The 24,146-nt window shown below is 38.3% G+C and carries 28 protein-coding genes; 19 read left to right on the forward strand and 9 right to left on the reverse strand.

The window, feature by feature from the left end:
* Positions 1–8: 8 nt before the first annotated feature.
* From AC6H0V_RS10810 to AC6H0V_RS10860, 11 genes are all read left to right on the forward strand, one after another.
* Positions 9–596 (forward strand): YdeI/OmpD-associated family protein, encoded by a 588-nt coding sequence (locus AC6H0V_RS10810; protein WP_497560195.1) that lies wholly within the window; start codon positions 9–11, stop codon positions 594–596.
* A gap of 75 nt (positions 597–671) precedes the next feature.
* A complete protein-coding gene (locus tag AC6H0V_RS10815; RefSeq protein WP_497560196.1) occupies positions 672–1,238 on the forward strand; it encodes a DUF4256 domain-containing protein in 567 nt (188 codons plus the stop codon).
* A gap of 49 nt (positions 1,239–1,287) precedes the next feature.
* Complete coding sequence (locus tag AC6H0V_RS10820) at positions 1,288–1,476, forward strand: RNA-binding protein (RefSeq protein ID WP_497560197.1); 189 nt, start codon at positions 1,288–1,290, stop codon at positions 1,474–1,476.
* 31 nt (positions 1,477–1,507) lie between these two features.
* Positions 1,508–1,969, forward strand: a complete 462-nt coding sequence (locus AC6H0V_RS10825; RefSeq protein WP_497560198.1) for a GNAT family N-acetyltransferase — start codon at positions 1,508–1,510, stop codon at positions 1,967–1,969.
* Between the two features lie 60 nt (positions 1,970–2,029).
* Positions 2,030–2,437: a DUF1801 domain-containing protein gene (locus AC6H0V_RS10830; protein WP_497560199.1), complete on the forward strand. Its 408-nt coding sequence runs from the start codon at positions 2,030–2,032 to the stop codon at positions 2,435–2,437.
* A gap of 1 nt (position 2,438) precedes the next feature.
* Positions 2,439–3,278, forward strand: coding sequence for a M50 family metallopeptidase (locus AC6H0V_RS10835; protein WP_497560200.1), 840 nt, complete (start codon positions 2,439–2,441; stop codon positions 3,276–3,278).
* Positions 3,279–3,354: 76 nt separating this feature from the next.
* On the forward strand, positions 3,355–4,785 hold the full coding sequence (locus AC6H0V_RS10840; RefSeq protein WP_497560201.1) for a serine hydrolase domain-containing protein: 1,431 nt from the start codon (positions 3,355–3,357) through the stop codon (positions 4,783–4,785).
* Positions 4,785–5,144 (forward strand): DHCW motif cupin fold protein, encoded by a 360-nt coding sequence (locus AC6H0V_RS10845; RefSeq protein ID WP_497560202.1) that lies wholly within the window; start codon positions 4,785–4,787, stop codon positions 5,142–5,144. The genes AC6H0V_RS10840 and AC6H0V_RS10845 overlap by 1 nt, the downstream gene beginning before the upstream one ends.
* Before the next feature lie 15 nt (positions 5,145–5,159).
* Positions 5,160–5,609, forward strand: coding sequence for a GNAT family N-acetyltransferase (locus tag AC6H0V_RS10850; protein WP_497560203.1), 450 nt, complete (start codon positions 5,160–5,162; stop codon positions 5,607–5,609).
* A gap of 161 nt (positions 5,610–5,770) precedes the next feature.
* Entirely contained in the window at positions 5,771–6,592 is an 822-nt protein-coding gene (locus tag AC6H0V_RS10855; RefSeq protein WP_497560204.1) for a helix-turn-helix domain-containing protein, read from the forward strand.
* A gap of 58 nt (positions 6,593–6,650) precedes the next feature.
* Positions 6,651–7,259: a DUF6624 domain-containing protein gene (locus AC6H0V_RS10860; RefSeq protein WP_497560205.1), complete on the forward strand. Its 609-nt coding sequence runs from the start codon at positions 6,651–6,653 to the stop codon at positions 7,257–7,259.
* 14 nt (positions 7,260–7,273) lie between these two features.
* Here AC6H0V_RS10860 and AC6H0V_RS10865 read toward each other — a convergent pair whose 3' ends face one another.
* Positions 7,274–8,104 carry a DUF3667 domain-containing protein gene (locus AC6H0V_RS10865; RefSeq protein WP_497560206.1) on the reverse strand — a complete coding sequence of 277 codons (831 nt, stop codon included), beginning with the start codon at positions 8,102–8,104 and terminating at the stop codon, positions 7,274–7,276.
* A gap of 120 nt (positions 8,105–8,224) precedes the next feature.
* Here AC6H0V_RS10865 and AC6H0V_RS10870 point away from each other — a divergent pair, with 120 nt between their 5' ends.
* Positions 8,225–8,698 (forward strand): hypothetical protein, encoded by a 474-nt coding sequence (locus tag AC6H0V_RS10870; protein WP_497560207.1) that lies wholly within the window; start codon positions 8,225–8,227, stop codon positions 8,696–8,698.
* A gap of 112 nt (positions 8,699–8,810) precedes the next feature.
* Here the strand turns inward: AC6H0V_RS10870 and AC6H0V_RS10875 are convergent, their stop codons facing one another.
* Together AC6H0V_RS10875 and panB are read right to left on the reverse strand one after the other, a co-directional pair.
* The gene (locus tag AC6H0V_RS10875) at positions 8,811–9,497 is read right to left on the reverse strand and encodes an RluA family pseudouridine synthase (protein WP_497560208.1); all 687 of its coding nucleotides are present in this window, start codon (positions 9,495–9,497) and stop codon (positions 8,811–8,813) included.
* Between the two features lie 69 nt (positions 9,498–9,566).
* A complete protein-coding gene (gene panB, locus AC6H0V_RS10880; RefSeq protein WP_497560209.1) occupies positions 9,567–10,382 on the reverse strand; it encodes a 3-methyl-2-oxobutanoate hydroxymethyltransferase in 816 nt (271 codons plus the stop codon).
* A 325-nt stretch (positions 10,383–10,707) separates the two neighbouring features.
* On the opposite strand from panB, the gene carA reads away from it, so the two are divergent.
* From carA to AC6H0V_RS10915, 7 genes are all read left to right on the forward strand, one after another.
* Complete coding sequence (gene carA / locus AC6H0V_RS10885; RefSeq protein ID WP_497560210.1) at positions 10,708–11,820, forward strand: glutamine-hydrolyzing carbamoyl-phosphate synthase small subunit; 1,113 nt, start codon at positions 10,708–10,710, stop codon at positions 11,818–11,820.
* Positions 11,821–12,054: 234 nt separating this feature from the next.
* Positions 12,055–12,822, forward strand: coding sequence for an ABC transporter ATP-binding protein (locus AC6H0V_RS10890; protein ID WP_497560211.1), 768 nt, complete (start codon positions 12,055–12,057; stop codon positions 12,820–12,822).
* A gap of 96 nt (positions 12,823–12,918) precedes the next feature.
* A complete protein-coding gene (locus AC6H0V_RS10895; RefSeq protein ID WP_497560212.1) occupies positions 12,919–14,010 on the forward strand; it encodes an ABC transporter permease in 1,092 nt (363 codons plus the stop codon).
* 74 nt (positions 14,011–14,084) lie between these two features.
* Positions 14,085–14,642, forward strand: a complete 558-nt coding sequence (locus tag AC6H0V_RS10900; protein WP_497560213.1) for an NADPH-dependent FMN reductase — start codon at positions 14,085–14,087, stop codon at positions 14,640–14,642.
* Positions 14,643–14,811: 169 nt separating this feature from the next.
* Entirely contained in the window at positions 14,812–16,104 is a 1,293-nt protein-coding gene (gene eno / locus AC6H0V_RS10905) for a phosphopyruvate hydratase (protein ID WP_497560214.1), read from the forward strand.
* A gap of 136 nt (positions 16,105–16,240) precedes the next feature.
* A complete protein-coding gene (locus AC6H0V_RS10910; RefSeq protein ID WP_497560215.1) occupies positions 16,241–16,543 on the forward strand; it encodes an FtsB family cell division protein in 303 nt (100 codons plus the stop codon).
* A 162-nt stretch (positions 16,544–16,705) separates the two neighbouring features.
* Entirely contained in the window at positions 16,706–17,206 is a 501-nt protein-coding gene (locus tag AC6H0V_RS10915; protein WP_497560216.1) for a hypothetical protein, read from the forward strand.
* A gap of 203 nt (positions 17,207–17,409) precedes the next feature.
* Here the strand turns inward: AC6H0V_RS10915 and AC6H0V_RS10920 are convergent, their stop codons facing one another.
* The 6 genes from AC6H0V_RS10920 to AC6H0V_RS10945 all read right to left on the reverse strand — a co-directional run bounded on the left by AC6H0V_RS10920 (position 17,410) and on the right by AC6H0V_RS10945 (position 23,747).
* Positions 17,410–18,024, reverse strand: coding sequence for a trimeric intracellular cation channel family protein (locus tag AC6H0V_RS10920; RefSeq protein ID WP_497560217.1), 615 nt, complete (start codon positions 18,022–18,024; stop codon positions 17,410–17,412).
* Positions 18,024–20,108 (reverse strand): hypothetical protein, encoded by a 2,085-nt coding sequence (locus AC6H0V_RS10925; protein WP_497560218.1) that lies wholly within the window; start codon positions 20,106–20,108, stop codon positions 18,024–18,026. Before AC6H0V_RS10925 ends, AC6H0V_RS10920 begins: the two co-directional genes overlap by 1 nt.
* Before the next feature lie 345 nt (positions 20,109–20,453).
* Positions 20,454–21,197: a 3-oxoacyl-[acyl-carrier-protein] reductase gene (gene fabG, locus AC6H0V_RS10930; RefSeq protein WP_497560219.1), complete on the reverse strand. Its 744-nt coding sequence runs from the start codon at positions 21,195–21,197 to the stop codon at positions 20,454–20,456.
* A gap of 45 nt (positions 21,198–21,242) precedes the next feature.
* A complete protein-coding gene (locus AC6H0V_RS10935; RefSeq protein ID WP_497560220.1) occupies positions 21,243–22,364 on the reverse strand; it encodes an agmatine deiminase family protein in 1,122 nt (373 codons plus the stop codon).
* Complete coding sequence (locus tag AC6H0V_RS10940; protein ID WP_497560221.1) at positions 22,365–22,715, reverse strand: four helix bundle protein; 351 nt, start codon at positions 22,713–22,715, stop codon at positions 22,365–22,367. It lies immediately after the preceding gene.
* Between the two features lie 156 nt (positions 22,716–22,871).
* Complete coding sequence (locus AC6H0V_RS10945; RefSeq protein WP_497560222.1) at positions 22,872–23,747, reverse strand: carbon-nitrogen hydrolase; 876 nt, start codon at positions 23,745–23,747, stop codon at positions 22,872–22,874.
* Positions 23,748–24,146 lie beyond the last annotated feature (399 nt).

Consider the following 24,146-nt stretch of genomic DNA (forward strand, 5'->3'; position numbering starts at 1 on the left):
AACTAATAATGGAAAACACAAATCCTCGCGTAGATTTTTATTTTAACAACGCCAAAAATTGGCAACAAGAACTAGAAGAATTAAGGACTATAGTGCTCAGTTGCGAGCTTAACGAAGAATTAAAATGGGGCGTTCCCTGTTATACCTTTCAAGAAAGCAACATTGTGCTTATCCATGTGTTTAAGGAATATTGTGCACTCTTATTCTTTAAAGGAGCATTGTTAAACGATCCAAATGGAATTTTAGTTCAACAAACTGAAAATGTGCAGGCAGCTCGCCAAATCCGCTTCAGCTCTAGTGTACAAATTGTTGAGCTGAAAACTGCGCTGAAAGCATATATATATGAAGCCATTCAAGTGGAGAAAGCAGGGCTGAAAGTAGATTTCAAAAAGACGAAAGAATTTTCAGTCCCCGAAGAATTTAAATATAAATTAAATCAGATTCCCGAATTAAAAACTGCATTTGAAACCTTAACCCCTGGGAGGCAAAGAGCCTATCTACTCCATTTTGCTGCACCCAAACAATCCAAAACAAGAGAGTCGAGGATTGAAAAATATATACCAAAGATTATAAATGGAAAAGGACTAAATGATTAATTTGTCATCGGATGACTCATCGGATGAATATAGGCATAATGCAAATATTCATCCGATGAATAGCAGAAAACGATTATGAAAAATAATAAAAAGGAACTATTACCTGAGCAAAGCCAAGAACTGCTCAGCATCTTGAAAGCACGGTTTGAGAAAAACATGAATCGGCATAAAGGACTTGAATGGGCAAAAATAGCAGCAAAACTGCAAGCTAATGCCGAAAAACTATGGGCGCTTGATGAAATGGAAGTAACCGGTGGTGAGCCTGATGTTGTAGGGTACGACAATAAAACTGAGTCGTATATTTTTTATGATTGTGCGCCTGAAAGTCCGAAAGGCCGCCGAAGTGTATGTTATGACCACGCAGCGCTTGAGGCTAGGAAAGAACATAAACCAGCCGATAGTGCAATGAACATGGCTGCAAATATGGGCATCGAAATGTTAAGCGAGGATGAATATCGAACTTTACAGGGGTTCGGAAATTTTGATACAAAAACATCAAGTTGGATAAGAACACCAGCCAACATCAGACAACTTGGAGGAGCACTATTTTCTGATTATCGTTATGGTACAGTCTTCGTTTATCACAACGGAGCCGAGTCTTATTATGCTGCTAGAGGATTTCGCGGCTCGCTAAAGGTTTAACGCTATTGGATTATGATAAATCCAATTCATAAATGACAATTTTTAGAACATGATAAATTCACAAGAGTTAAAAGATGGTGATCAATGTAAGGTAATTGGTGGTACCCACGTTGGTAAATCTGGCACCGCGAGGGATCTAAACATCAGCAAAACGGGCCACCTGACCATAACGGTTGAGCAAGAAAATGGAGTGCGCTTTAAGACCCTTGGCAAGAATGTTGTTGTTGTAACAGCATAACACAACCTGCTGATACAGAAAGATTTTGAATATGGAAATCATAAGAATAAATAATACCGAGAGTAATTTAGTTATTGGTTTATTTGACAGGTACAGGGTATTTTACGAACAGCCCTCAGATCTTGAATTAGCGAAACGGTTTATTGAAGCACGATTAAAAAATAATGAGTCTGTAATTTTTGTGGCTTTGGACATTAAGAATGATGAAAAAATCCCAGTAGGTTTTACCCAGCTTTACCCTAAGTTTTCATCCAAAAATGCGATAAAAATTTGGGTGCTAAATGATTTGTATGTAGAATCAGCATATAGAAAGCAAGGGATAGGCGAACAGTTGATCCGAACTGCATTTCAGCACGCAAAAAATGATGGTGCAGAAACTGTAGAGCTTTCAACTGCAACAGATAATTATACCGCGCAAAAATTGTACGAATCCATGGGCTTTTCAAAAAAGACAACAAGCACAGGGTTTATTGATTATAGCATATCTATTTAATTAGTTTGGACATCTGTAAGACCCCCTATCAGACTTTATAAGTAAATAATTCGTTTAAACATGGAAATTGAAAAATACCTATCCGATCAACTAAAAAACAGACAGGAAGTATTAATTGCCATTCATCAGGCCATCTTAAAAAATGACGAAACTGTTACCGCCGTAATCGAACCCATGATGGGCAAGGAAATGATTATTTATAAAGCCAGGGGAATGATGAAATATGGCTTATCGGCTGTAAAAAATTACATGTCGCTCCATGTATTGCCCATTTATATGAACCCATCCTTACATGCAAAATATAAAGATCTACTGCCTCAGGCTAATTTTCAAAAAGGTTGTATCAACTTTAAGGAGGCCGAAGAAATCCCGATTTCCATTATACAAGATTTGATCAAAGAATGTTCTACAATAGATTTGGTAAAGATCCGGCAAGATTACTTAAATTCGAAGAAAGCCAAGAAATAACGTGAAACAGCGTCCATATTTACTTTCTGTCCTAATTGCCACGTTAGTACTGAGCTTAATCTGCGCCGAGCTGCACGCTGCCCAGTCATTAATCGTTTTCCCGAAAGGATTGAAACCAAATGGATTGGTATTTGCCCTATCCCTATTTTTTGGGCTTTTTGTAGCCCTCGCAGTACACGAACTCGGTCATTTACTAACCGGCCTTGCACAAGGATTTAGATTTGAACTATTTGTAATCTTTGTTTTGGGTGTTAAAAGAACCGAAAATGGCATCAAGCTGTATTTTAACAAAAACTTAGGCTATATGGGTGGGATCGCGGCCAGCGTGCCTACTGAAAAATTACCAGAAAACAGAAAGAAGTTTGCGTTAATGGTAATCGCTGGGCCTTTAGCTTCCTTGGCATTCGGACTTATTTGTTTTGGTTTGTTAGCTCTTACAAAAAATATGCTCTTCACCTTTTGGTTAGTTGCGGGTTCAACATCTATAGGTCTCTTTTTTGCAACAACCATACCCTCTAAATCAGGTATATTTTTCACCGATAGAGCAAGGTTTCAGCGTTTAATAAGTAAAAGCGAGGATGGAAAGGCCGAAGAAGCCTTGCTGTCGATAATGGCACAAACCACGGCAAGTAATTCTTGTAAGGAAATTTCATTAGCTGATACAGCCATACTGCAACGAGATAAAGAAACATTTATCCGCTTTTGGGGCCATTATTACGCCTACGAATATTATAAGGCAAACGAAAATACAGACAAGGCCGAGCAAGAATTCATTCAATTGCTTAACTTAAAAAAAGCCATTTCGAAGCCGGTTTGGAAGGCCCTACAACTTCCGGATTAGAATTTCTAAACAACGATTACTTTTTTGTATTTTGTATCAGTTTTAAGATCCTGATTTTTTAACCTAAATTTTAAACATGAAATCATTGTTAATTTCGGCTTTGCTCTTTGCATGCGCATCATCGCTCTGCGCACAAAGCAAGAAAGATAAGATAGAAGAAATCATGAAATCTTATCATAATTTCAACATGTTTGATGGCAGCGTGCTGGTGGCCGAAGGTGAGGATGTAGTTTATAAAGGCGCTTTCGGAATGGCCAATCGCGAATGGAACATTCCAAATGCTACGGATACCAAATTCATGATCGGTTCGGTCTCCAAACCCATAACCGCACTACTTGTGCTGATTCAGGTTCAAAAAGGCCTCATCGATCTTGATCAGACCATTAGCCATTATATTCCTGAATTTTCTAAAAATAACGGGGATAAAATTACAATTCGGCAATTACTAAGCCACACCTCGGGTATGCCTAACTACGACATTTATCAGGATTTCTTCCCTAAAATGAGCAGACAATATTATACTAGAGAAGAATACATTAAATTATACCAGGATGCGCCTTTGGTATTTGAGCCGGGCAAAGGCTATTACTACAGCAGTTGGGGTTATTATACCTTAGGTTATATCGTAGAAAAAGTAACCGGAAAGTCGTACTCCCAAGCAATGAAGGATGATATTTTTGATAAGATTGGAATGAACAGTTCTGGTTCTTATGCCCATATGCAAGTGGTAAACAAAAGAGCATCGGGTTACGATTATAGCCTAGGAGAATATAAAAGCGCAGATTTCAGGGACCAGTCTAATACCATGGGTACCGGCGACCTCTATTCTACAGTAGAAGACCTCTTTAAATTACATACCGCACTCTCGAAAAATACATTGCTCAATAAAAAATTAACTGATGAAATGTTTAAACCAGGTATCGCTCCAGCTAATTATGGTTTCGGGTGGTTTAACAAGAATTTCAAATACCAAAAAGACAGCATAGCATCAAATTTCCATCTCGGAATGACCGAAGGATTTATTTCATTCTTGGTAAGAACATCATCTCCCAATAGGCTGGTTGTTTTTTTGTGCAACAGTTCGCCTACCGATTTTTTTGGTATTGCAGGGAGTTTAATGAGGGCATTAGATAATAAACCCGTAGTTGTTAAACACCCCGTTCACAAAGCCATGGCAACTTTAATCGCCACAAAAGGTGCCGCTAAAGCTGTTGAAGCTTATTCGGCTATGAAAAAAGACACTGCCGGCTACTATGTAGACTGGATTTCCATGGATTTTTTAGCCAACGAACTTTATAACCTGAAAAGATATGAAGATGCAAGAATTATTGGCGAAAATAATGTAGCTGAGTTTCCCAATAAAGACCTTGTGTTATTAACCATGGCCAAAACCTATCAAATGCTAGGCAGAAAAGAGGACGCAATTAGCTGGTATAAAAAATTGATTGCTCTGGGCACAGACAATCAGGAAGGAAAAAATCGTTTAAAAGAACTGGAAGGTAATTGATGATTGATACTAAAAACATCCCATTCCAATCCATAGACTGGTCTACAGTAGAAAAAACCACACACCGGGGAGAAACTGGGACATCCTACTGGCAAACCATTCAATTTAATGGGCTACGTTTACGGATTGTGGAATATAGCGCTGGCTATTTAGCAGACCATTGGTGTACCAAAGGTCATATTGTTCATTGCCTAGCAGGAGAGTTTGTGAGCGAACTGCAAACCGGAGAAACGTTTACACTGTATGCAGGAATGTCTTACATCGTTTCAGATGATTTGAGCTCCCATCGATCAATTTCCAAAAATGGAGTTAAACTGCTGATTATTGATGGGGAATTCCTAAACTTGAAAGATCAATAACCTTAAATTTCTAAGATGATTACCCTCCAAAGAACCACCTCAACCGACCCTCACTTTATTGAACTCGTAAAACATCTTGATGCTTACCTTGCTGAAAAAGATGGTGAAGAACATTCATATTATGCACAATACAACAAAGTTGATCTGATTAAACATGTAATTGTGGCTTTTGAAAAAGATAAGCCCATTGGATGCGGTGCGATCAAAGAGTACAAACAGAATGTGATGGAAGTAAAACGGATGTATACATCGCCCGATGGCAGAAATAAAGGAGTTGCCACACAAATTTTAACAGCCCTCGAAAAATGGGCTGCAGAATTAGGCTATAAAAAATGTGTGCTCGAAACCGGTAAAAGGCAGCCCGAAGCCATTGCACTTTATCATAAATGTGGTTATGAAGTTATCCCTAATTATGGGCAATACGCACAAATGGAAAATAGTGTGTGCTTTAAAAAAGAACTTTAAAAAAACTCAAAGAGGAAGTAAGATGGGCCAATGGAAAATGGATTCTGAATGATACCGTTGCATTTTGCAAGAGATAAAGATTTTCCATCTTTGATAGCCTTTTAGGTCAATATGCGGCTCCCATGCCACGGATTACATTATAAAAAGATCATATTTATATCATGGAAATTAAACAGCTTTCAGTTATCAATCCGATTTTAAAAGATTACATTGATTATTATTATACTTTATCTACAAAGGCTGACCTAAAGGCTGCACAATATATAGCCTATCCCTCTGTTAATACTGCTCTTTGTTTTCTTGATAAATGCAACATCAAGATCTTCCCTGATCACACCATTGTAGAAAAAGATAATGATTCTGGATTAAAAACAGTAGTCGTGGGGCGCACGTTAGAGCCTGTGCACATTTCTATGCCACCAGAAATTCAAGAATTTTGCATCGTATTTAAGCCTCTTGGGCTTAATTGTATTGCTACAGAAAAACTGGGGAAATTGCTTTATAGGGGTTTGAAAGAAACAAATCAATTTGATTTTTTAAAACCTGCGGTGGATAAAATTTTAAAAAATGGTTTCGACGTAACGTCGCTTGAAACCGAAATTATTGCAAATATCAAACATACAGAAGAACTTAACCGTTTTCGCACAATTGTGGCTATGACCTGTGCTTCAGATTCAATCTCCTTTAATCAACTCACTATTAAACTTGGTATTCCTTACAAAACTATTTACCGTTTGTTTAAAAGACATTTTGGTATAAGTCCGGTACAATTTCGCGCCATTATCAAATTTAGAACCGCATTAAATAAAGCGAGCAATCCTGAATATAAAAGTAAAATGTCTGCAGTAGCGCTCGAAAGCGGTTATTTCGATCAGGCACACTATATCAATGAATTTAAAAAAATTTCCCGATTAACACCTAAGAATTTTATTTCATCTATTTGGTTCGATGACAGCAGAAAAATTGCTTGGAGGTTTCAATAAGTGTCTGATTTTTCCAATCAATTAATTTCATTTCTCCTTAGGTTTGAAATAAAAAATCATGAAGAAATCCATAATCATCGCCTTGTGTGCGTTTCTAACATCTCCAAGCTTTTCACAACAACAAAACCCAATCCTCCAAAAGCAAATCGATAGTTTACTTTACGTTGATCAGTTGGTGCAACTGAATATGATTGAGGCTAATCAAAAAAAGGTTCCTAAAACAACGATGGATAGTTTAGAGAATGTTAAAATGGAAACATTTAATAGGCACATCCCCATATTAAAAAAGATTATTGTAACGTATGGACTACCTACGTATAGCATGGTAGGCGAAAAAAGCTCAAACAATTTTTTAACCATGGTTAATCACAGTTTTTCAGATATCGATTTCCAAAATCAGGTAATCGCCTTAGCTAAAAGAGAAGTTAATAGGAATAATATCTCCGGGCGGGAAATTGCGTTACTAACTGATAAAATGTTGATCAAAAGTGGTAAAAAGCAGTTATATGGCTCTCAGTGCGACTATGAAAATGGAATAGCTATAGCCAAAAATCTGGCTAATCCAAAAAGTGTAGACAAAAGAAGAAAGAAAATGGGGCTAAATCCATTGAAAGAATATTTGGCTTTTATGACAGATCTGCATCAGCAAATGAATAAAAGAAATTGAGGGTTTAACTTTTATTAGCGCCCCAAGTATTGATAAAATTCATAAAAATGAAGATTTTGGTAAATATAAATAGCAATGAGGGTGAAGTTGAGAAAAGACCAAATTACTATTGCTATTAAGGCACCAAAAGTTAACTTTAGCATTGGCCAAAAACCCTTCAACTGCATAAACCCTTTGTAGGCAATTACAAAATAGATCCATTGCATAATTAAACCTAACAAAGGTATCACTGCTGCAATAGGATTTCCGTTAAGGAAAGTTTGTATGGGAAACACGATAAGAGAAAATGCCAGATTAGCCAAACTTACAAACATAAGATTGGCCACTAAATGCTCTGAATAATTGTATTTTTTCCGGTAGTAGATTAAATAAAAATACAACGCAAAAAAAGGTACAGCTACCATAGCAATAATATTTCCATGTCTAGCAATGAAAACCTTTGCTGTATTCCCTCGTTGGAACATGGCCATAGCTTTTTCCTTTTGTCTAGGGTCTTTTATATAAGACAACTCTTTCGGGATGGGTTTCGTCTGGTTAAGATCGGACTTATTAAAGCTGTTCGAAAGCACAAAAAAAGCGGCAAGTAATAAGAAGAAAGTAAAAGGATTAAAATACTTTTTTCGTTTTCCTGAAATGTATTCTCGGGCTACAATCCCTGGCCTAATGGTGAGTTCTTTTAGCAGATAAAAAAGTCCTTTATCGGCATGTGTAAAGGCATGAAAACCTTCATGAAAAAAATGGCCTAACGTAAAACGATGGATTTTGGTTGTTTGGCCACAATGAGCACAAAAATTTTGAGCTTTCGCTACTTCAGATTCACAATTTAGACAATGGGTAGAATTCATGGAGCGTTTGAATTTATACCTAATGTCGGCAATTGGTTTTTAAAATCAAATAACCTTTTCGTTAGATCAAAAACTTTTTAGCATAATTATTGTTGCTAATTATAAATTAATCAACCCTTTATGTCTTTTAAAAATAGCCTCTTCGCACTAGCAAGCATCATTGCTACACTTACAGCCTGTCAAAGTAACACTACTGATCACCAGACCAGCGACACCAGTCCAGTAGACACTAACATTGTAGCAGGCACCCAACAATATTGTTATAACTACATTAAAAATAGGGATACTGCAAAAATGACTTTAATGAGTTCAGGGCCAATAACCACAGGTGAGCTTAGTTATAATCTATTTGAGAAGGATAAAAATAAGGGAATTTTTGAGGGAGAACTTCATGGAGATACGCTAATAGCCGAATATACGTTCAACTCAGAAGGAAAAGAATCGGTTAGGCAGATTGCCTTCCTTAAAAAAGGCGATCAATTGCTAGAAGGTTATGGCGATATAGAAGAAAAAAACGGAAAAACGATGTTCAAAAATACCGCCAATTTAAAGTTTGGAGAAGGACTGGTGTTTAGTAAGGTGGAGTGCTATTAGGCGGTAAGTATTTGGCGATAAGCGTTTGGCGATAAGCGATGAAGGCTAGGCGATTGGCGTTTGGCGATAAAATCCTGTCTAACGACTTAAGCTTCTGACGTTAGACTTCAGACTAAAACCCTTCAAATCGTTCCCAAAACCCATCAATGGGTAAGGGCGCAAAAATAGAGATAGGTTCTTTTTGCACAGGGTGAATAAATTCTAGTTTCCGTGCATGGAGGCAAATACTTCCCTTTCTGCTTCCTCTCGGATAACCATACTTGTTATCACCTACGATCGGACAGTCCATTGTTGAGAGTTGTACTCGAATTTGATGAGATCTTCCTGTTAAGGGGTTTACCTGTAACAAGAAAAAACCTCCTACTTCGCCTATTAATTTGTAATCAAGTTCTGAGCGTTGACTTCCCGGCACTTCTTTATTATAAGGAGTAACCACATTTTTTTGCGGATTTTTAATTAACCAATGTACCAAGCTACCTTCTAAACGAGCAGGTTTAGTACGTACTACTGCAAAATAGGTCTTGCGAACTTCGCGATTTTTGAAAATGGCATTCATCCGTTCTAATGCTTTACTGGTTTTAGCAAATAGAATTACGCCACTAACCGGACGATCTAAACGATGTACCACACCCAAAAAAGCACCATTTGGTTTATTATATTTCGCAGCAATATACTTTTTTACCTTTTCGTCTAAAGGTTCATCGCCCGTTTCATCAACCTGCACAATATCGCCAGCACGTTTATTGATGGCTATGAGGTGGTTATCTTCGTATAAAATATCTGCTTCGGTGATGGGCATTGGGCGGTTGGCGTTTGGCGTTAAGCGTTTGGCGTCTGGTATAAAAACGCTTAACACAAAACACTATTCTTAGTATTGTTCTTTCTCGTTTGGAAATTCTTTCGCTTTTACATCGTTGATATATGATTTTGCAGCGCCTAAAATTCCGTCGTATAAATTTATGTATTGGCGCAAAAACCGGGGTTTAAACCCTTTCGTTAATCCGATCATATCATTTACTACTAAAACCTGGCCATCGCAGTCTTGCCCAGCACCAATACCAATTGTTGGAATATGTACGCTTTTGGTAACTTCATTGGCTAATTTTGCCGGGATTTTCTCTAAAACTACCGCAAAACATCCGGCATCTTGGAGCGCTAGGATATCTGATTTTAACTTGTTCGCCTCCTCTTCATCTTTGGCCCTAACGGTATAGGTACCAAATTTATAGATAGATTGAGGCGTTAGTCCTAAATGCCCCATTACAGGAATACCGGCAGTAATAATGCGCTGAATCGATTCAGCAACTTCCGAACCGCCTTCTAACTTCACACCGTGCGCCCCTGATTCTTTCATTATCCTTATTGCCGAATTTAAGGCCTCTTTAGAATTTCCCTGGTAAGAACCGAAAGGCAAATCTACTACCACAAACGCTCTATTGGCTCCTCTTACCACCCCCTGTGCATGATAAATCATCTGATCAAGCGTAATGGGCAAGGTAGTTTCATGCCCGGCCATAACATTCGAGGCCGAATCTCCTACCAGTAAAACATCCAAACCTGCATCGTCTAAGATGGTGGCCATAGAATAATCATAAGCGGTAAGCATCGCTATCTTTTCTCCGCGTTGCTTCATCTCCTGTAAAATGTGCGTGGTAACTCGTTTTATTTCCTTGTTTACAGACATTGGATTAGTTTATATTGCAAAATTAGGGTTTAGAATTGAGAATGAAGAATGTATTGCCTTGAGCGTCTCCCGTTATGGTTGTATAACGCTTATCGCCTACCGCCAGAGGCCCAGCGCAAGAAATTCACTTTTTTCTTGAGAAATCCCTCAAATTCCGTATCTTTGTATCCTGAAATGAGTGAGTTCAATCAGCTATTTTTATCATTCCTTAAAAACTGTGTAACGTTCCAAAGTCTTCCCTTTGGGATTAAACAATTCCTTTCCTTCTTCTTTAATTCAAGCCTTTTATCAAAAAGGGATTTTTTATCTTTTTATTGTAATACGTATGACTAATTACACCAAGTTACCTGCAATTTTGTTATTAGCTGATGGCACTGTATTTTACGGAAAAGCGGCCGGAAAAATTGGCACCACGACAGGCGAAATTTGCTTTAACACAGGGATGACAGGCTATCAGGAGGTGTTTACCGATCCTTCTTACTTTGGTCAGATTATGGTAACTACTAATGCACACATTGGTAATTATGGGATGCATAAAGAAGAAATTGAATCGGGATCGATAAAAATTGCGGGCTTGGTCTGTAAAAATTACAATATTCTATATAGCAGAAAAGAAGCCTCAGAATCTATTCAAGATAATTTCCAAAATGAGAATATAGTAGGAATTTCGGAAGTAGATACCCGAGCCCTCGTACGCCACATTCGTAATAAAGGGGCGATGAATGCCATTATTTCTTCTGAAATAACCGATTTACAAGAACTTAAGAAAAGATTACAGTCGGTACCCGATATGGATGGTTTAGAGCTTTCTTCTAAAGTATCAACTACCGATGCTTATTATTATGGCAATCCAGATGCTAATTTCAAGATAGCAGCGCTAGATTTAGGAATTAAGAAAAATATTTTACGAAATTTCGATAACCGAGATATCTACGTAAAGGTTTATCCTGCAAAAACTACTTTTAAAGAAATGGACGAGTGGGGCGCAAATGGTTATTTTATATCTAATGGCCCTGGCGATCCGGCTGCCATGGATTATGCAATCGATACGGTTAAATCTATTCTTGATGCAGACAAGCCCCTTTTCGGCATCTGCCTTGGTCACCAGCTATTGGCCGAAGCAAATGGGATTGGTACGATGAAAATGTTTAACGGTCACCGTGGTTTAAATCACCCTGTTAAAAACATCATTAAAGATCATTGTGAAGTAACCTCACAGAACCATGGTTTTGGCGTAATCCCTGAGGAAGTTAGAAATTCGGATAAAGTGGAAATTACCCACGTTAACTTGAACGATAATTCAATAGAAGGCATTCGTGTTAAAGGTAAAAAAGCATTTTCGGTTCAATATCATCCAGAATCATCTCCAGGTCCCCATGATTCTCGTTACCTTTTTGATGATTTTGTGAATCTAATTAAGGGCGACCTGGTTTGGTAGACTAGGATTTCAGGATTATAGGATTTTAGGATTTAGCACTATTTATATAGTAAGTTCCCAGTATTGTAATCCCTGGTCAACCTCTCGTTAGTAAACGATATCATCCTGAAATCCTATCATCTTATTAATCTTAGTACGTACTTCATCCTAGTTTTACATCATTTTGTCGACATTTTACTGCCATTCGGTCGAAATTCATTTTCAATTCATCTAAACCTTCTTACATTTATCCTTATGGAAAATAAGAATGCCATTATCAGTGTAAAAAACCTGGTAAAAAATTATGACGAATTTCAAGCTGTCCAAGGATTAAGCTTTGAGGTGTACGAAAACGAAATATTTGGACTACTTGGCCCCAACGGCGCAGGTAAAACCACTACCTTAGAAATCATTGAAACATTGCGTCAGAAAACAAGTGGTGAAGTGATCGTAGACGGTTTCTCGGTTGATAAAGATCCCAATGCCATCAAAAGTATAATCGGTGTACAATTACAGGCTGCAGGATATTATCCCAATCTGAATTTGATAGAACTGCTCGAATTATTTGGTGGTTTATATGGGGTTAAGGTAAATCCGATGCAAATGCTCGAGAAGGTAAACCTCCAGGACAAAGCTAAAGCAAAATATAAAGCCCTGTCTGGCGGACAAAAACAACGATTTTCTATAGCAACTACGCTGATCAATTCGCCAAAAATTGTCTTTTTAGATGAACCTACCACAGGACTTGATCCTCAGGCAAGGAGAAATCTGTGGGACCTGATTACCGAAATCAGAAATAATGGTGCAACGGTTGTAATTACAACTCATTATATGGACGAGGCAGAGCAATTATGTGATCGGGTTGCTTTTGTAGAAAAAGGACAGATTATCGCATTAGATACACCTGATAAATTAATCGACAACCTTATTGCAAGTGGCTTCGAACGTAAAAAAGAAGTTAAAAAAGCCAACTTAGAGGACGTATTTATCAATTTAACCGGTAAAGAATGGCGAGAAGACTAGCCAGTTTTCAGTTATCAGTTTTCAATAGTCAGTTAACCTCCCGATAGCTATCGGGATAAACAGTTAACCAGTTTTAACGTAATCAAACGAACCAAAATGCAACAATCTTACAGCAACACCAAAGCCACTTTAGCCTTAGCAAAAGCCAGTTTCCGCTCCATTATGCGGAGTCCATCGGCTGTTGTGTTTACCTTGGCCTTTCCCTTGATCTTTATTTTGGTTTTCGGCTTTTTAGGCGGAGGAGGGACAAAAGTAGATGTGGCCCTGGCACCTAATTCTGATGTTCATAACCCAATGGTAGCTGCCATGGAAAAGATTTCCATCATTCAGTTAACCAAAAACGATACTCAGGAAAATATCGATAAAAAATTAGAAAAAGGAGATTATGATGCTGTGATCAGCGTAGAAAAAAATCCCTCAGGCCTACCTGCTTACATTACCAATGTGAAATATACTTCAGCATCGCTGGATAAAGGAAATATCCTTAAATCCCTCTTAAATGAAGTTTCTTATAAATTAAATACAGCCAATATTCAACCTACTGTAACTGAGATTAGAGCAACCACGATAACCGGACGGGCCTATCGGTATATTGATTTTCTCTTACCAGGGCAGCTAGGCTTCTCATTATTGAGCACTGGAGTGTTTGGTACAGCCTTCGTATTTTTTAGTTTGAGACAAAATCTGGTAATCAAGCGGTTTTTCGCAACCCCAGTTAAGCGCTCAAGCATTGTTTTGGGCGAGGCTATGGCACGGATTGGCTTTGCGCTTATTGGCGCGTTGATTATCATCATAATAGGACACCTTTTCTTCAAATTTACATTAATCAATGGGGCATTAACTGTAATTAACATGCTTATATTGGCATTTTTTGGAGTGATCGTTTTTATGGGATTTGGCTTCGTAGTCTCGGGTCTGGCAAAAAATGAAAGCACCATTCCCCCTATTTCAAATATCATTACCCTTCCACAGTTTTTACTTTCCGGAACCTTCTTTTCTATCGATGCGTTTCCAACTTGGCTTCAACCCATTAGTAGAGCCCTCCCCTTAACACATCTCAATGATGCCATGCGAAAAGTAGCATTCGAAGGTGCAGGTTTATGGGATGTTGGGCATCAGATGCTAGTTATGTTGATTTGGGGAATTGCAATTTATGCCGTTGCAGTGAAAACGTTTAAGTGGGAGTAACGTAGGGCATGGAGCAGGGAGCGGGTTCAAACACCATGCTCCATGCTCCATGCTAAATGCTTATATTCGCTTTTATGAAAAACATCTCCATCATCTCTGCAAGTGTAAGGCTGGGAAGAAAAAGTCATCGTGTAGCACTTTACCTCAAAAACTACTTGACAGAAAATAAAATTGCTGATCCTGAAATAATTGACCTCGCAACTTTAAACTTCCCAATTTTTGAGGAGCGTTTAAGGTTAATGCCCAATCCTACTCCAGAAATTCTAGCCTTTGCTGAACAGGTTAAAGCTGCTGATGGAATTATTATCGTAACCCCTGAATACAATGGTGGTTATCCCGCTAGTTTAAAAAACGTAATTGATCTGCTTTATGCCGAGTGGAAGCGGAAACCCATCGCAATTTGCACGGTTTCTGAAGGTGCTTTTGCCGGTTCGCAAGTAATTACTTCCCTTCAATTTACTTTGTGGAAAATTGGCGCCCTTACCGTCCCCGCTCAATTCCCTATAGCAACCGTAGATAAAACCTTTGATGAAAAAGGCCAGCCCAGCGATCCAACCCTAACCAACAAAAGAGCCACTTCTTTTATAAATGAACTGATATGGTTAATGGAGGCCCTCGAGAAGAAAGTATAGCGCAAAGAGCATAGGGCATAGGGTTACAGCTCTATGCCCCACGCTTCATGCCTTAAACATTTTTTCGCTCCAGCTTACCGATAGTTTAAAATTTATTTTAACTTTGGATACACCCTAACTAATTGTACTTTTTACACTAAGGGTATTTTTTAATCAAATCCAAAATAAAATGAGTTTAATAATTGATGTTCATGCAAGGCAGATCCTTGATTCTAGGGGCAATCCAACAATAGAGGTTGAAGTAGTTACAGAAAATGGCCAACTTGGGCGCGCTGCGGTTCCTTCTGGTGCAAGTACTGGTCAGCATGAAGCTGTTGAATTACGTGATGGTGATAAAAAGACCTATATGGGCAAAGGTGTTTTAAAGGCCGTTGAAAATGTAAATACTAAAATTGCGAATGCTTTGCAGGGTGTTGATGTATTTGAACAAAATCTGATCGACAAATTAATGATCGAATTGGATGGTACAGAAAACAAAGGCAATTTAGGTGCGAATGCGATTTTAGGTGTTTCCTTAGCTGTGGCAAAAGCGGCAGCTGCAGAAAGCAGACAACCATTGTACCGCTATATAGGTGGTGTAAATGCAAATACCTTACCCATCCCCATGATGAATATCATCAATGGAGGGTCTCACTCTGATGCTCCAATTGCTTTTCAGGAGTTCATGATCATGCCCGCTGGTGCACCTTCATTTTCTGAAGCGTTACGTTGGGGAACAGAAGTATTCCATAATTTAAAAGCAATTTTGCACGATCGCGGATTATCTACTGCCGTGGGCGATGAAGGTGGATTTGCGCCTACTTTTGATAGCACTGAAGATGCGGTAGAAACGGTGCTAAAGGCAATTGAAAAAGCAGGCTACAAACCTGGTGTAGATATCTTTTTAGCACTCGATTGTGCTGCCTCAGAATTCTATAAAGACGGAAAATACGATTACACAAAATTTGAAGGCGATAAAGGTGCCATTCGTACCAGCGCCCAACAAGTTGAATATCTAGCTGAACTATCTACCAAATATCCCATCATTTCTATAGAAGATGGCATGGATGAAAACGATTGGGACGGATGGAAATTGCTAACAGAGAAAATCGGAGATCGTGTACAATTAGTAGGTGATGATTTGTTTGTAACCAATGTAAAACGCCTGCAAACCGGTATCGATACCCAAACCGCTAACTCTATATTGGTAAAAGTTAACCAGATTGGTTCTTTAACAGAAACGATAAATGCAGTTAGTTTGGCTCAAAACAGTGGCTACACTTCGGTAATGAGCCATCGTAGTGGAGAAACAGAAGATACTACCATCGCAGATTTAGCTGTGGCATTAAATTGCGGTCAGATTAAAACAGGTTCAGCTTCACGGTCGGATAGGATTGCGAAATACAATCAATTATTACGAATAGAAGAGGAATTGGGATCCGCTGCCCGTTTTATTGGCAAGGATTTTAAATATGCAAAATAGCTTTCTTTGATTTGGCGCAAGCTATAAGCAAAGCTGATGTTAATAAGTGCAAAACATCCGAGGATTTATAACCTTCGGATGTTTTTTTTAATTATATATTTGTTAAGGCTTTTGAATTGGTCCCATTTCATAATTTATGAAACGTATTTTAGAACTTTTACGTAATAAATACTTCTTAGCGATCGTAGCTTTTGTGGTATGGATGTTGTTTTTCGACAAAAACGATATGCTGGCTCAATATGAGTACAAAGCTGAAGTAAACAAATTGCAGCAGGAAAAAGATTTTTATGTGAAGGAGACCGCAATGGTTAAGAAGGATCTTACCGAATTAGACAGCAATTTAACTACGGCAGAGAAATTTGCGCGCGAAAAATATTTCATGAAAAAGGATAATGAAGATGTTTTTGTAATTGTAAAAAGTGATAGCCAAAATAAATAGCCACTGTTTAGCGCTATTTTCGGGAAGATTTTAACACAAATCCCTTATATTAGACGTTAAGAAAATAACTGCCCTTAAGGTTGTACTAAAACCGAATAAGGCCGTATTTAGATATAATTACTATTAACATAAACATCCTATCAAACAAATAAACAAGTTAGAATGAAAAAAATAGCGCTATTTTTCTTGTTGTTTTTTGCTTGTATTACCTATTCTTATGCTCAAGACCTGCCTAATCTGAAGCATGTTAAGCTAAATAAAAAATCGCATTTTAGATCAACAGAGCAACTCACTTTAAAGGTGATTGCCTATTTATTTGAAACTCCCTTAAACAAAAGGGACAAGTCGCGAACCGAAGCTGGTCAGTTTTTACTGAGCTGGATGAATGGGACACCTGATTACACTTTTTACTTAGAAGAAAAAGAAACCAATTTTTTCAATACTGATTCTGATCTTTTGCTGATGTATATGGCCGGCTTAACGAAGTATACACTGGAAAACCCGACGATTACAGATCAAAAATCGCTCATATTAGGAACCATGTCGATCTTACTTCCGTACTTAAACCAACAAGAAGACAAAAAAAACTGGTCAAAGGATCTAGTGCAACTAAATGAGGCCTACCTAAACGGCAGATTGGAAGCTTACCTGTATGGCTCTTGAGCGGAGAGCATAGGGCAGAGAGCGTTGAGCATACTGAAATATTACCTGTATTATCCCTTCCTACCGGCAGGCAGATATGCCATCTGTGCATATAGGCTTCATGCCTATTAGTTAGCCCTGCCAAAGGCATCCACTTTGAAACAGATTAAGGAAGACCAGGTTCGAAGATGATTTATCTGGTGGTTGCGCCTTGCCCCTTGCCCTCAATACCCAAACTTCGGCAATGCCAGTTTATAGCGTACCACTAAGATGCGTAGTGCAACTATAAATGCAATCACAATTATTTTAGCCACATCAGCCTTTAAGTTAAAATAGAGTAAGGTAAAGTATAACACTCCTCCCAAGATGCATGCGGTTGCATAAATTTCTTTTCTAAAGATCAATGGAATGGTATTTAAGAGCGTATCTCTTATTACACCTCCAAAGCATCCCGTAATGGTACCAAGGGCAACGCACATTCCCGGGCTTAATCCAAACACAATCCCTTTCTGCACTCCAACTAAGGTGAATAGCCCCAAGCCAAGAGAATCAAATAAAAATAAGGTAATCTTAAAGCGTTTGATCTGGGTTTTAAAAAATATAGTAAGCAATGATGTTATCAAGATTAACAAGCAATAATTTACATCACGCATCCAAGCTACGGGAGTATCACCTAAAAGCAAATCTCTAACGGTACCGCCACCGATAGAAGTTACAAACGCAATAATAAGTACCCCAAAAGGATCTAACCTTCGTTGCATCGCCGCAAACGACCCTGAAATGGCAAACGATATAGTTCCCAAGATTTCGATTACATAGGTGGTAGTAATTGGCTCCATTATATTTCTCCGTTACGTTTCCTTAAAAACCATTCGGTACTAAGCAGTACGACAATCAATGCAAACAACCATTTTAAATTAATGATTTCTTCATATTTTCGATCTTCATAATTAATAGTTTTTGCCAGGCCGCTTTTTTCAATCTCATCGGCTATGGATAATAAGTTAGATGGCATAACTAGTTTACCATTGCTCTGCTGTGCCATGGCATATAACAATTGATGGTTTGCCGTAGTCTGTTGATATTCGGCAATGAGTGCATTAACATAGAATGCCCCTGAAGAAGTGTAATTTTTATCGCCCAAATTAGTGCTTGCTACAAATGTATAATTGCCCTGAGGCAAAGTCCCTGCGTCTAAACGGTAGGCCGCGCCAAATTTCGAAAAGGTATAGTTAAATATTTTTCCATCTGCATTCTTTAATTGAACTTTAACATCAGGTGTAGTTACCGCTTCATAGGCGTCGTTGTAGAGCACCGCATTAATTACGATATTTTCATTTTCCTCATAGGTACTTTTACTACTAAATGCCCTAAATTTTCTTTTATCGTCTTTTACGGTGAGGTATTGAACGGATTTTGTAATCAATTCATCCACTAGGGGAAAGTTTTGCTCATCTTTCGCTTCTTCTAACTTCCACTTCCATATCCCCTCTCCTATTAAAAATCCAACTTTTTTCCCATTATCATCTATAAAAAACAACAACGGACTTTGTGTATTAATCTTTCCAATGCGTTGATTTAAGGCCGAAGTATAACTTCCCTTAATGTTCAAATTAGAGAAAGGAACTTGCAATGGATCGTAGTTATTCAGCTGTTTTAAGGCGATGGCATCCAAATTGAACAAAGTGAAATTAGGGTCCGGATAAGGGAATATCTCTTGTAGAGAACTAGTAGATCGACTATAGTTTATTAAATTTTGTGTCTGATTCAAAGCCCCGATGTTACTTTGGGCGCCTATAACGTACCATAAAGAGATTTTAGTGTTTGCTAATTTAGCTAGAAATCCTCCAGCCGGATTGTTAGTATTTGGCAGTTGATATAGGATAGCCAAACTATACTTGCTCATATCCACCGTATTCAGATCATCAGCCAGTGCCAATGTAACTTCATAATGCTTGTTGTGCTCAATGGCTTGTTTAATTGTTGCCAAATCAGGATGGGGAGCCGCTGCAGCTAGCAAAATTTGTTGTCGGGCATCGATTACTTCAACAAAGATGGTCTGGGAATTATTTTTTAAGGTAATCTCATTTTTCAGGGATGATAGCCTTACCGTATATTGCTGTACTCCAACTTTATTGGCCTTCAGCTTTACTGGAATATCTTTAACAAAACTTCCGGCATTAATGGCGATCAGTTGTTCCTTAATTTTATTTCCGTTTTCGAAAACCGAAATAAGGGTACTTTCTCCTTTACTTTCGTAAGCCTGTACTTGAATATCCAAAGTAAAGTCATCATCAAGGTAAACTAGGTTGTTGTAGTTAACATTGGCGACGAGCAAATCTCTTTTCGGAATCGTATCGCCAAGGGCGATGGTATAAAAAGGTGCTTTAATTTTATTCATTTCGTAAAGAGGGTTGCCACCGCGATTAAAAATCCCGTCGCTGGCAACAATTACCGCTCCCACATTTTTGTTAAGCAACTCATCGTTTAAACGATCAATAAGGGCCGAAGCATTACTTAATTTCCCTCTACCAGAAAAATCAAGTCCAGATTTAACACTATCGCTAAAGCTGTAAGTTTTAACCTCATACTTTAACGAAAGCTGATCCACTAGTTTTTTCAGGTCTTGTTGGTATTTATTTCGATTAAATCCAGCTGGCTCTACCTGTGCAACAGAAATTGAGTTATCCTGCGCCACTACGATAATGGGCTTTTCGGGCAGGTAAGAAATCTGCTTAACCAAAGGAGCAAAAAGAAGCCAGGTAATTGCGGTTACCACCAACATGCGTAGCGCAGCCAAAGCGTATTTTAGATTTTTGTTTAAGCCGACATTTTTTCCATACAAAAACCACGCATATAGGAAACCTAACAATACACATGCTAGAAAAGTGAAGATAGAAGCAGCTGTAAAAAAATTACCCATAAGCTTAGCGTAAAGATGCTAATTTTCTAAAAAAACCAACGTAATTTGTTTGTTGATGAGTCAATAAAAAACTGAAATCAAGGGCGTTTAGCTAGGCGATAAGCGAGAAATTTTTGTTAGAAGCTTTATTTAGCTATTCCAATTATACCATTAAGAAATTAATGGTCATTAAGACAACTTTAATTCTCTTAATGCCTTAACGTTTAAAGTAAGAAAGGAGCTTCGATTAGCAATACAGAAGAAACGTCACAACTCTAGTTATACCAGTAGTTTTTTCACCGATTGTTAAGATTTATCTTAATGTACCATCTTACAATTCCATCTTACATTTTCCATCTTCCTCTCTTAAAGCATTCCTCCGCAAACAGAGAGGGTTTGTCCGGTTACGTAAGCGCTCATGTCAGAGGCCAAGAAAACACACACGTTAGCAATATCTTCGGTTTCACCAGCACGTTTTAATGGAATATCCTTTTCCCATCCGGCAACAACAGCAGGATCTAAAACTTCAGTCATTTCTGTGCGGATAAAACCTGGTGCAACAACATTTGCACGAATATTTCTAGAACCTAATTCCTTGGCCACAGATTTGGTAAATCCGATAATCCCAGCTTTTGAAGCAGCGTAATTTGCTTGTCCTGCGTTACCGGTAACCCCTACAACAGAACTCATATTAATGAAAACACCTTTACGGGCTTTCATCATTATTTTCGAAGCAGCTTTGGTTACATTGAAAATAGACTTTAGGTTTACATTGATAACATCATCCCAGTTTTCCTCACTCATTCTCATTAACAATCCATCCTTAGTAATTCCGGCATTGTTAACTACGATATCGATAGTTCCAAAATCTGCCACAACATCAGCAATCAATTGTTCTGCCTCAGCAAATTTCGAGGCATCAGAACGATAGCCCTTAACTTGGGTGCCATAACTTTGTAGTTCCTGTTCTAATGCCTGTCCTTTTTCTACAGATGATAGATAGGTGAATGCTACATTAGCACCCTGCTCGGCAAATTTCTCGGCAATTTTGCGCCCTATTCCTTTTGATGCACCTGTAATTAGTGCTGTTTTTCCTTCTAGTAATTTCATATTCGAATATACACAAACTTACGAAGTCTTAAAGACTTCGTAAGTTTAAGCCAACGGTTCCTGCTGGCTTAAGCAATGGAAGCTTCCCAATCCCCAAATAATATCCGTAGAATCTATTCCGATTACTCTTCGGTCTGGAAAAGCATTTTGAATAATATCTAATGCTATGTTATCATTTACATCCCTAAATGTGGGCACAATTACCGCTGCATTGGCGATGTAAAAATTGGCATACGATGCAGGCAAACGCGTATCATCATAAATAACTGGTGATGGCATTGGGAGTTTAATGATGTTTAACGGCCTACCATCAAATAATCTCATTTCTTTTAACGCAGCCAAATTTTCTTGCAACAGTAAATAGTTCTCGTCGAGCGGATTACTTTCTATTACAGTAAGCACGGTATCTTCATTTACAAAGCGAGTGATATCATCAATATGCCCGTCGGTATCATCTCCAACTATCCCATCGCCCACCCACAATACCTGTTGTGCACCATAAAACTCTTTAAGATAGGTTTCTATCTGTGATTTATTTAAATGAGGGTTTCTATTCTTGTTTAATAAGCAGGCTGTACTGGTTAAAATAGTTCCCGCGCCATTAAATTCAACCGACCCGCCCTCCATCACAATAGGTGGCGTAAATAAGCGCAAACTAAAATGCTTAGCTATTTTTGTAGGAATTACATCATCTAAGTTAAATGGCGGATATTTATTACCCCAGGCATTGTAGCCCCAATCTACCACGGCTTTTTCATTCCCTTTTACTACAAAAGCAGGCCCATGATCCCGGCACCAGGCATCGTTACTTTCATTAAAATAAAACTCAATCTGATCCAAATCAGCCTCCACCTTCTGTAAATGTTTAGTTGCATCTAATTTCATGGCTTCATCCGTCACATTGATCCGAACTTTTTCGCCTGTGGCAACAATCTTAATAAATCGGCAATAAGGTTCGTAAATAGCCTCTATTTTTCCCGGCCAAGATTCTTCCTTATGCGGCCAACTTAACCAAGTAGCCTCATGTTTGGCCCATTCGGCGGGGAAGGAGTAACCGAGAGTTTTTGGAGTTGAAGTAAAGTCCAAAAGTCCCGGAATAGAGTCGGAAAGTCCGGGACTCCGAGAGTCCGTTGGTTTATTGTGGGAATGAGTTTTATTGTTTGACATTTATTTCATTGATTTCATAAGTGCGTTGATCATCAGTATTTCTTCGCATAACTTATACAATTGGTAAAAAACTTCTTCTATTATGTACTTTCTTCTTCTCCCAAGGTACAAACATCCTACTACTTCTATATCCGACCTTAATGCATATCTTAAAAATCGTTTAAACTCTGCATTGCTCTGCCCAGTCCTTCCCTCAGCTATATTTAGTGAAACAGAATCAGCTGCTCTTTTCATTTGGGAAGTTAAGATATAAATCTCCTCTTTTGGAAAAGTTTTAGTTAATAAATCGATTTCGTCAGCTAGATCTAATGCCTTTTGCCAGACCTGTAATTTTGCAAATTTGAACGCCATTTTTTTTAATTTAAGTTCGATTAAACTTAAATCAAATACAATTTACATTTAGAGTTTTATAACCCCAAGCTTTATATTTTAACCTTCTTTATTACAAAATATCCTTATTACGATAAATGTACGGACTCTCGGACTCTCTGTCTCTCGGATCCATCTTTAATCACCATCCAAATACCTCTTCGTTATGGGCTGATAAGAATCAATTCTTCTGTCTCTCAAAAAAGGCCAATGTTTACGGTAATAATCAGATTGGGATAAATCAAGTTCTACCACTTCGGTTTCTTCCTTATCGTGGGAAGCTAAATAAAGGAGTTTACCTTGGGCATTGGTAGCAAAACTTCCGCCCCAAAATTTCATAGCGCCATCTTGCTCAAATCCAACGCGGTTAACACTTACCACCGGTACCCCATTTGCCACTGCATGCGAGCGTTGAATAGTTTGCCAGGCATTATATTGATCTGTATTGGTTTCCTCATCCTGATCGGTTGCCCAACCAATTGCAGTTGGATAAAACATGATATCGGCGCCCATCAAAGCTGTAATACGCGACGCTTCAGGATACCATTGATCCCAACAGATTAAAATGCCGATTTTGGCAAACTTGGTTTCGAAAACCTTGTAGCCTAAATCTCCCGGAGTGAAATAAAATTTTTCGTAAAAAGCTGGATCATCAGGGATATGCATTTTACGATATTTACCCAAATAAGAGCCATCAGCATCTAACACTGCGGTAGTGTTATGGTATAATCCTTCAGCACGTTTTTCAAATAACGAAGCGATGATCACCACATTCAACTCTTTAGCAACAACTGCAAGCGCATTTGAAGATGGCCCAGGGATAGCTTCCGCAAGGTCGAAATTATCGTAATCTTCTACATCACAAAAATAGAGCGAGGTAAATAACTCTTGTAAACACACAATTTGAGCTCCTTTAGCAGCCGCTTCCCTAACTTTTACAATTGCTTTATCTAAATTTTCTTGCTTATCCTTAGTGCAGCTCATCTGCACCAGGCCAACTTTTACTTTGCTCATAGGTATAAAAATTTGAATGCAAAGGTAAGGAATAAAGAGCAAAGGGCAAAGGGCGATGAGCGTAGAGCCAAGAACGGGGAGCCTTCTGCGAGACAGCTGCCACTCAATTGTCAATCCAAATCGCCATTTTGTTCCTCTATTGATAATAAAGGTATTTATGTGCTTAAACTCTCTGTTTTCGCTGCGTGGACTTTGACCAAGTCAGTCTTTCGATAAAGCTTATTCTTAATAGGGGTATTTAGTACTTATCCATCCACATTCCAGAAAAACGGAAAACAAAATTTAATTCATATTGTATCAATGGCAAGCGCTTAAAGTGCGGGCGGCTGTCTGCGCAAAACACCTAAAAATTTAATTATATGTTAGCAATGGATTATCGCGGGCCATATAGAGTCCGAG

It is taken from the genome of Pedobacter sp. NO84 (assembly GCF_059703915.1).

What these genes read in the sequence shown, in the direction of transcription:
- AC6H0V_RS10845 (WP_497560202.1), top strand. Translation starts at nt 4,785, where the DNA reads ATGATTGATACTAAAAACATCCCATTCCAATCCATAGACTGGTCTACA.
- AC6H0V_RS10890 (WP_497560211.1), top strand. Translation starts at nt 12,055, where the DNA reads ATGGAAAATAAGAATGCCATTATCAGTGTAAAAAACCTGGTAAAAAAT.
- AC6H0V_RS10935 (WP_497560220.1), bottom strand. Translation starts at nt 22,364, where the DNA reads ATGTCAAACAATAAAACTCATTCCCACAATAAACCAACGGACTCTCGG.
- AC6H0V_RS10875 (WP_497560208.1), bottom strand. Translation starts at nt 9,497, where the DNA reads ATGCCCATCACCGAAGCAGATATTTTATACGAAGATAACCACCTCATA.
- AC6H0V_RS10940 (WP_497560221.1), bottom strand. Translation starts at nt 22,715, where the DNA reads ATGGCGTTCAAATTTGCAAAATTACAGGTCTGGCAAAAGGCATTAGAT.
- AC6H0V_RS10830 (WP_497560199.1), top strand. Translation starts at nt 2,030, where the DNA reads ATGGAAATTGAAAAATACCTATCCGATCAACTAAAAAACAGACAGGAA.
- AC6H0V_RS10850 (WP_497560203.1), top strand. Translation starts at nt 5,160, where the DNA reads ATGATTACCCTCCAAAGAACCACCTCAACCGACCCTCACTTTATTGAA.
- AC6H0V_RS10915 (WP_497560216.1), top strand. Translation starts at nt 16,706, where the DNA reads ATGAAAAAAATAGCGCTATTTTTCTTGTTGTTTTTTGCTTGTATTACC.
- AC6H0V_RS10865 (WP_497560206.1), bottom strand. Translation starts at nt 8,104, where the DNA reads ATGAATTCTACCCATTGTCTAAATTGTGAATCTGAAGTAGCGAAAGCT.
- AC6H0V_RS10900 (WP_497560213.1), top strand. Translation starts at nt 14,085, where the DNA reads ATGAAAAACATCTCCATCATCTCTGCAAGTGTAAGGCTGGGAAGAAAA.
- AC6H0V_RS10920 (WP_497560217.1), bottom strand. Translation starts at nt 18,024, where the DNA reads ATGGAGCCAATTACTACCACCTATGTAATCGAAATCTTGGGAACTATA.
- AC6H0V_RS10860 (WP_497560205.1), top strand. Translation starts at nt 6,651, where the DNA reads ATGAAGAAATCCATAATCATCGCCTTGTGTGCGTTTCTAACATCTCCA.
- AC6H0V_RS10810 (WP_497560195.1), top strand. Translation starts at nt 9, where the DNA reads ATGGAAAACACAAATCCTCGCGTAGATTTTTATTTTAACAACGCCAAA.
- AC6H0V_RS10870 (WP_497560207.1), top strand. Translation starts at nt 8,225, where the DNA reads ATGTCTTTTAAAAATAGCCTCTTCGCACTAGCAAGCATCATTGCTACA.
- AC6H0V_RS10820 (WP_497560197.1), top strand. Translation starts at nt 1,288, where the DNA reads ATGATAAATTCACAAGAGTTAAAAGATGGTGATCAATGTAAGGTAATT.
- carA (WP_497560210.1), top strand. Translation starts at nt 10,708, where the DNA reads ATGACTAATTACACCAAGTTACCTGCAATTTTGTTATTAGCTGATGGC.
- eno (WP_497560214.1), top strand. Translation starts at nt 14,812, where the DNA reads ATGAGTTTAATAATTGATGTTCATGCAAGGCAGATCCTTGATTCTAGG.
- AC6H0V_RS10855 (WP_497560204.1), top strand. Translation starts at nt 5,771, where the DNA reads ATGGAAATTAAACAGCTTTCAGTTATCAATCCGATTTTAAAAGATTAC.
- AC6H0V_RS10925 (WP_497560218.1), bottom strand. Translation starts at nt 20,108, where the DNA reads ATGGGTAATTTTTTTACAGCTGCTTCTATCTTCACTTTTCTAGCATGT.
- AC6H0V_RS10825 (WP_497560198.1), top strand. Translation starts at nt 1,508, where the DNA reads ATGGAAATCATAAGAATAAATAATACCGAGAGTAATTTAGTTATTGGT.
- AC6H0V_RS10815 (WP_497560196.1), top strand. Translation starts at nt 672, where the DNA reads ATGAAAAATAATAAAAAGGAACTATTACCTGAGCAAAGCCAAGAACTG.
- fabG (WP_497560219.1), bottom strand. Translation starts at nt 21,197, where the DNA reads ATGAAATTACTAGAAGGAAAAACAGCACTAATTACAGGTGCATCAAAA.
- AC6H0V_RS10910 (WP_497560215.1), top strand. Translation starts at nt 16,241, where the DNA reads ATGAAACGTATTTTAGAACTTTTACGTAATAAATACTTCTTAGCGATC.
- AC6H0V_RS10895 (WP_497560212.1), top strand. Translation starts at nt 12,919, where the DNA reads ATGCAACAATCTTACAGCAACACCAAAGCCACTTTAGCCTTAGCAAAA.
- AC6H0V_RS10840 (WP_497560201.1), top strand. Translation starts at nt 3,355, where the DNA reads ATGAAATCATTGTTAATTTCGGCTTTGCTCTTTGCATGCGCATCATCG.
- panB (WP_497560209.1), bottom strand. Translation starts at nt 10,382, where the DNA reads ATGTCTGTAAACAAGGAAATAAAACGAGTTACCACGCACATTTTACAG.
- AC6H0V_RS10945 (WP_497560222.1), bottom strand. Translation starts at nt 23,747, where the DNA reads ATGAGCAAAGTAAAAGTTGGCCTGGTGCAGATGAGCTGCACTAAGGAT.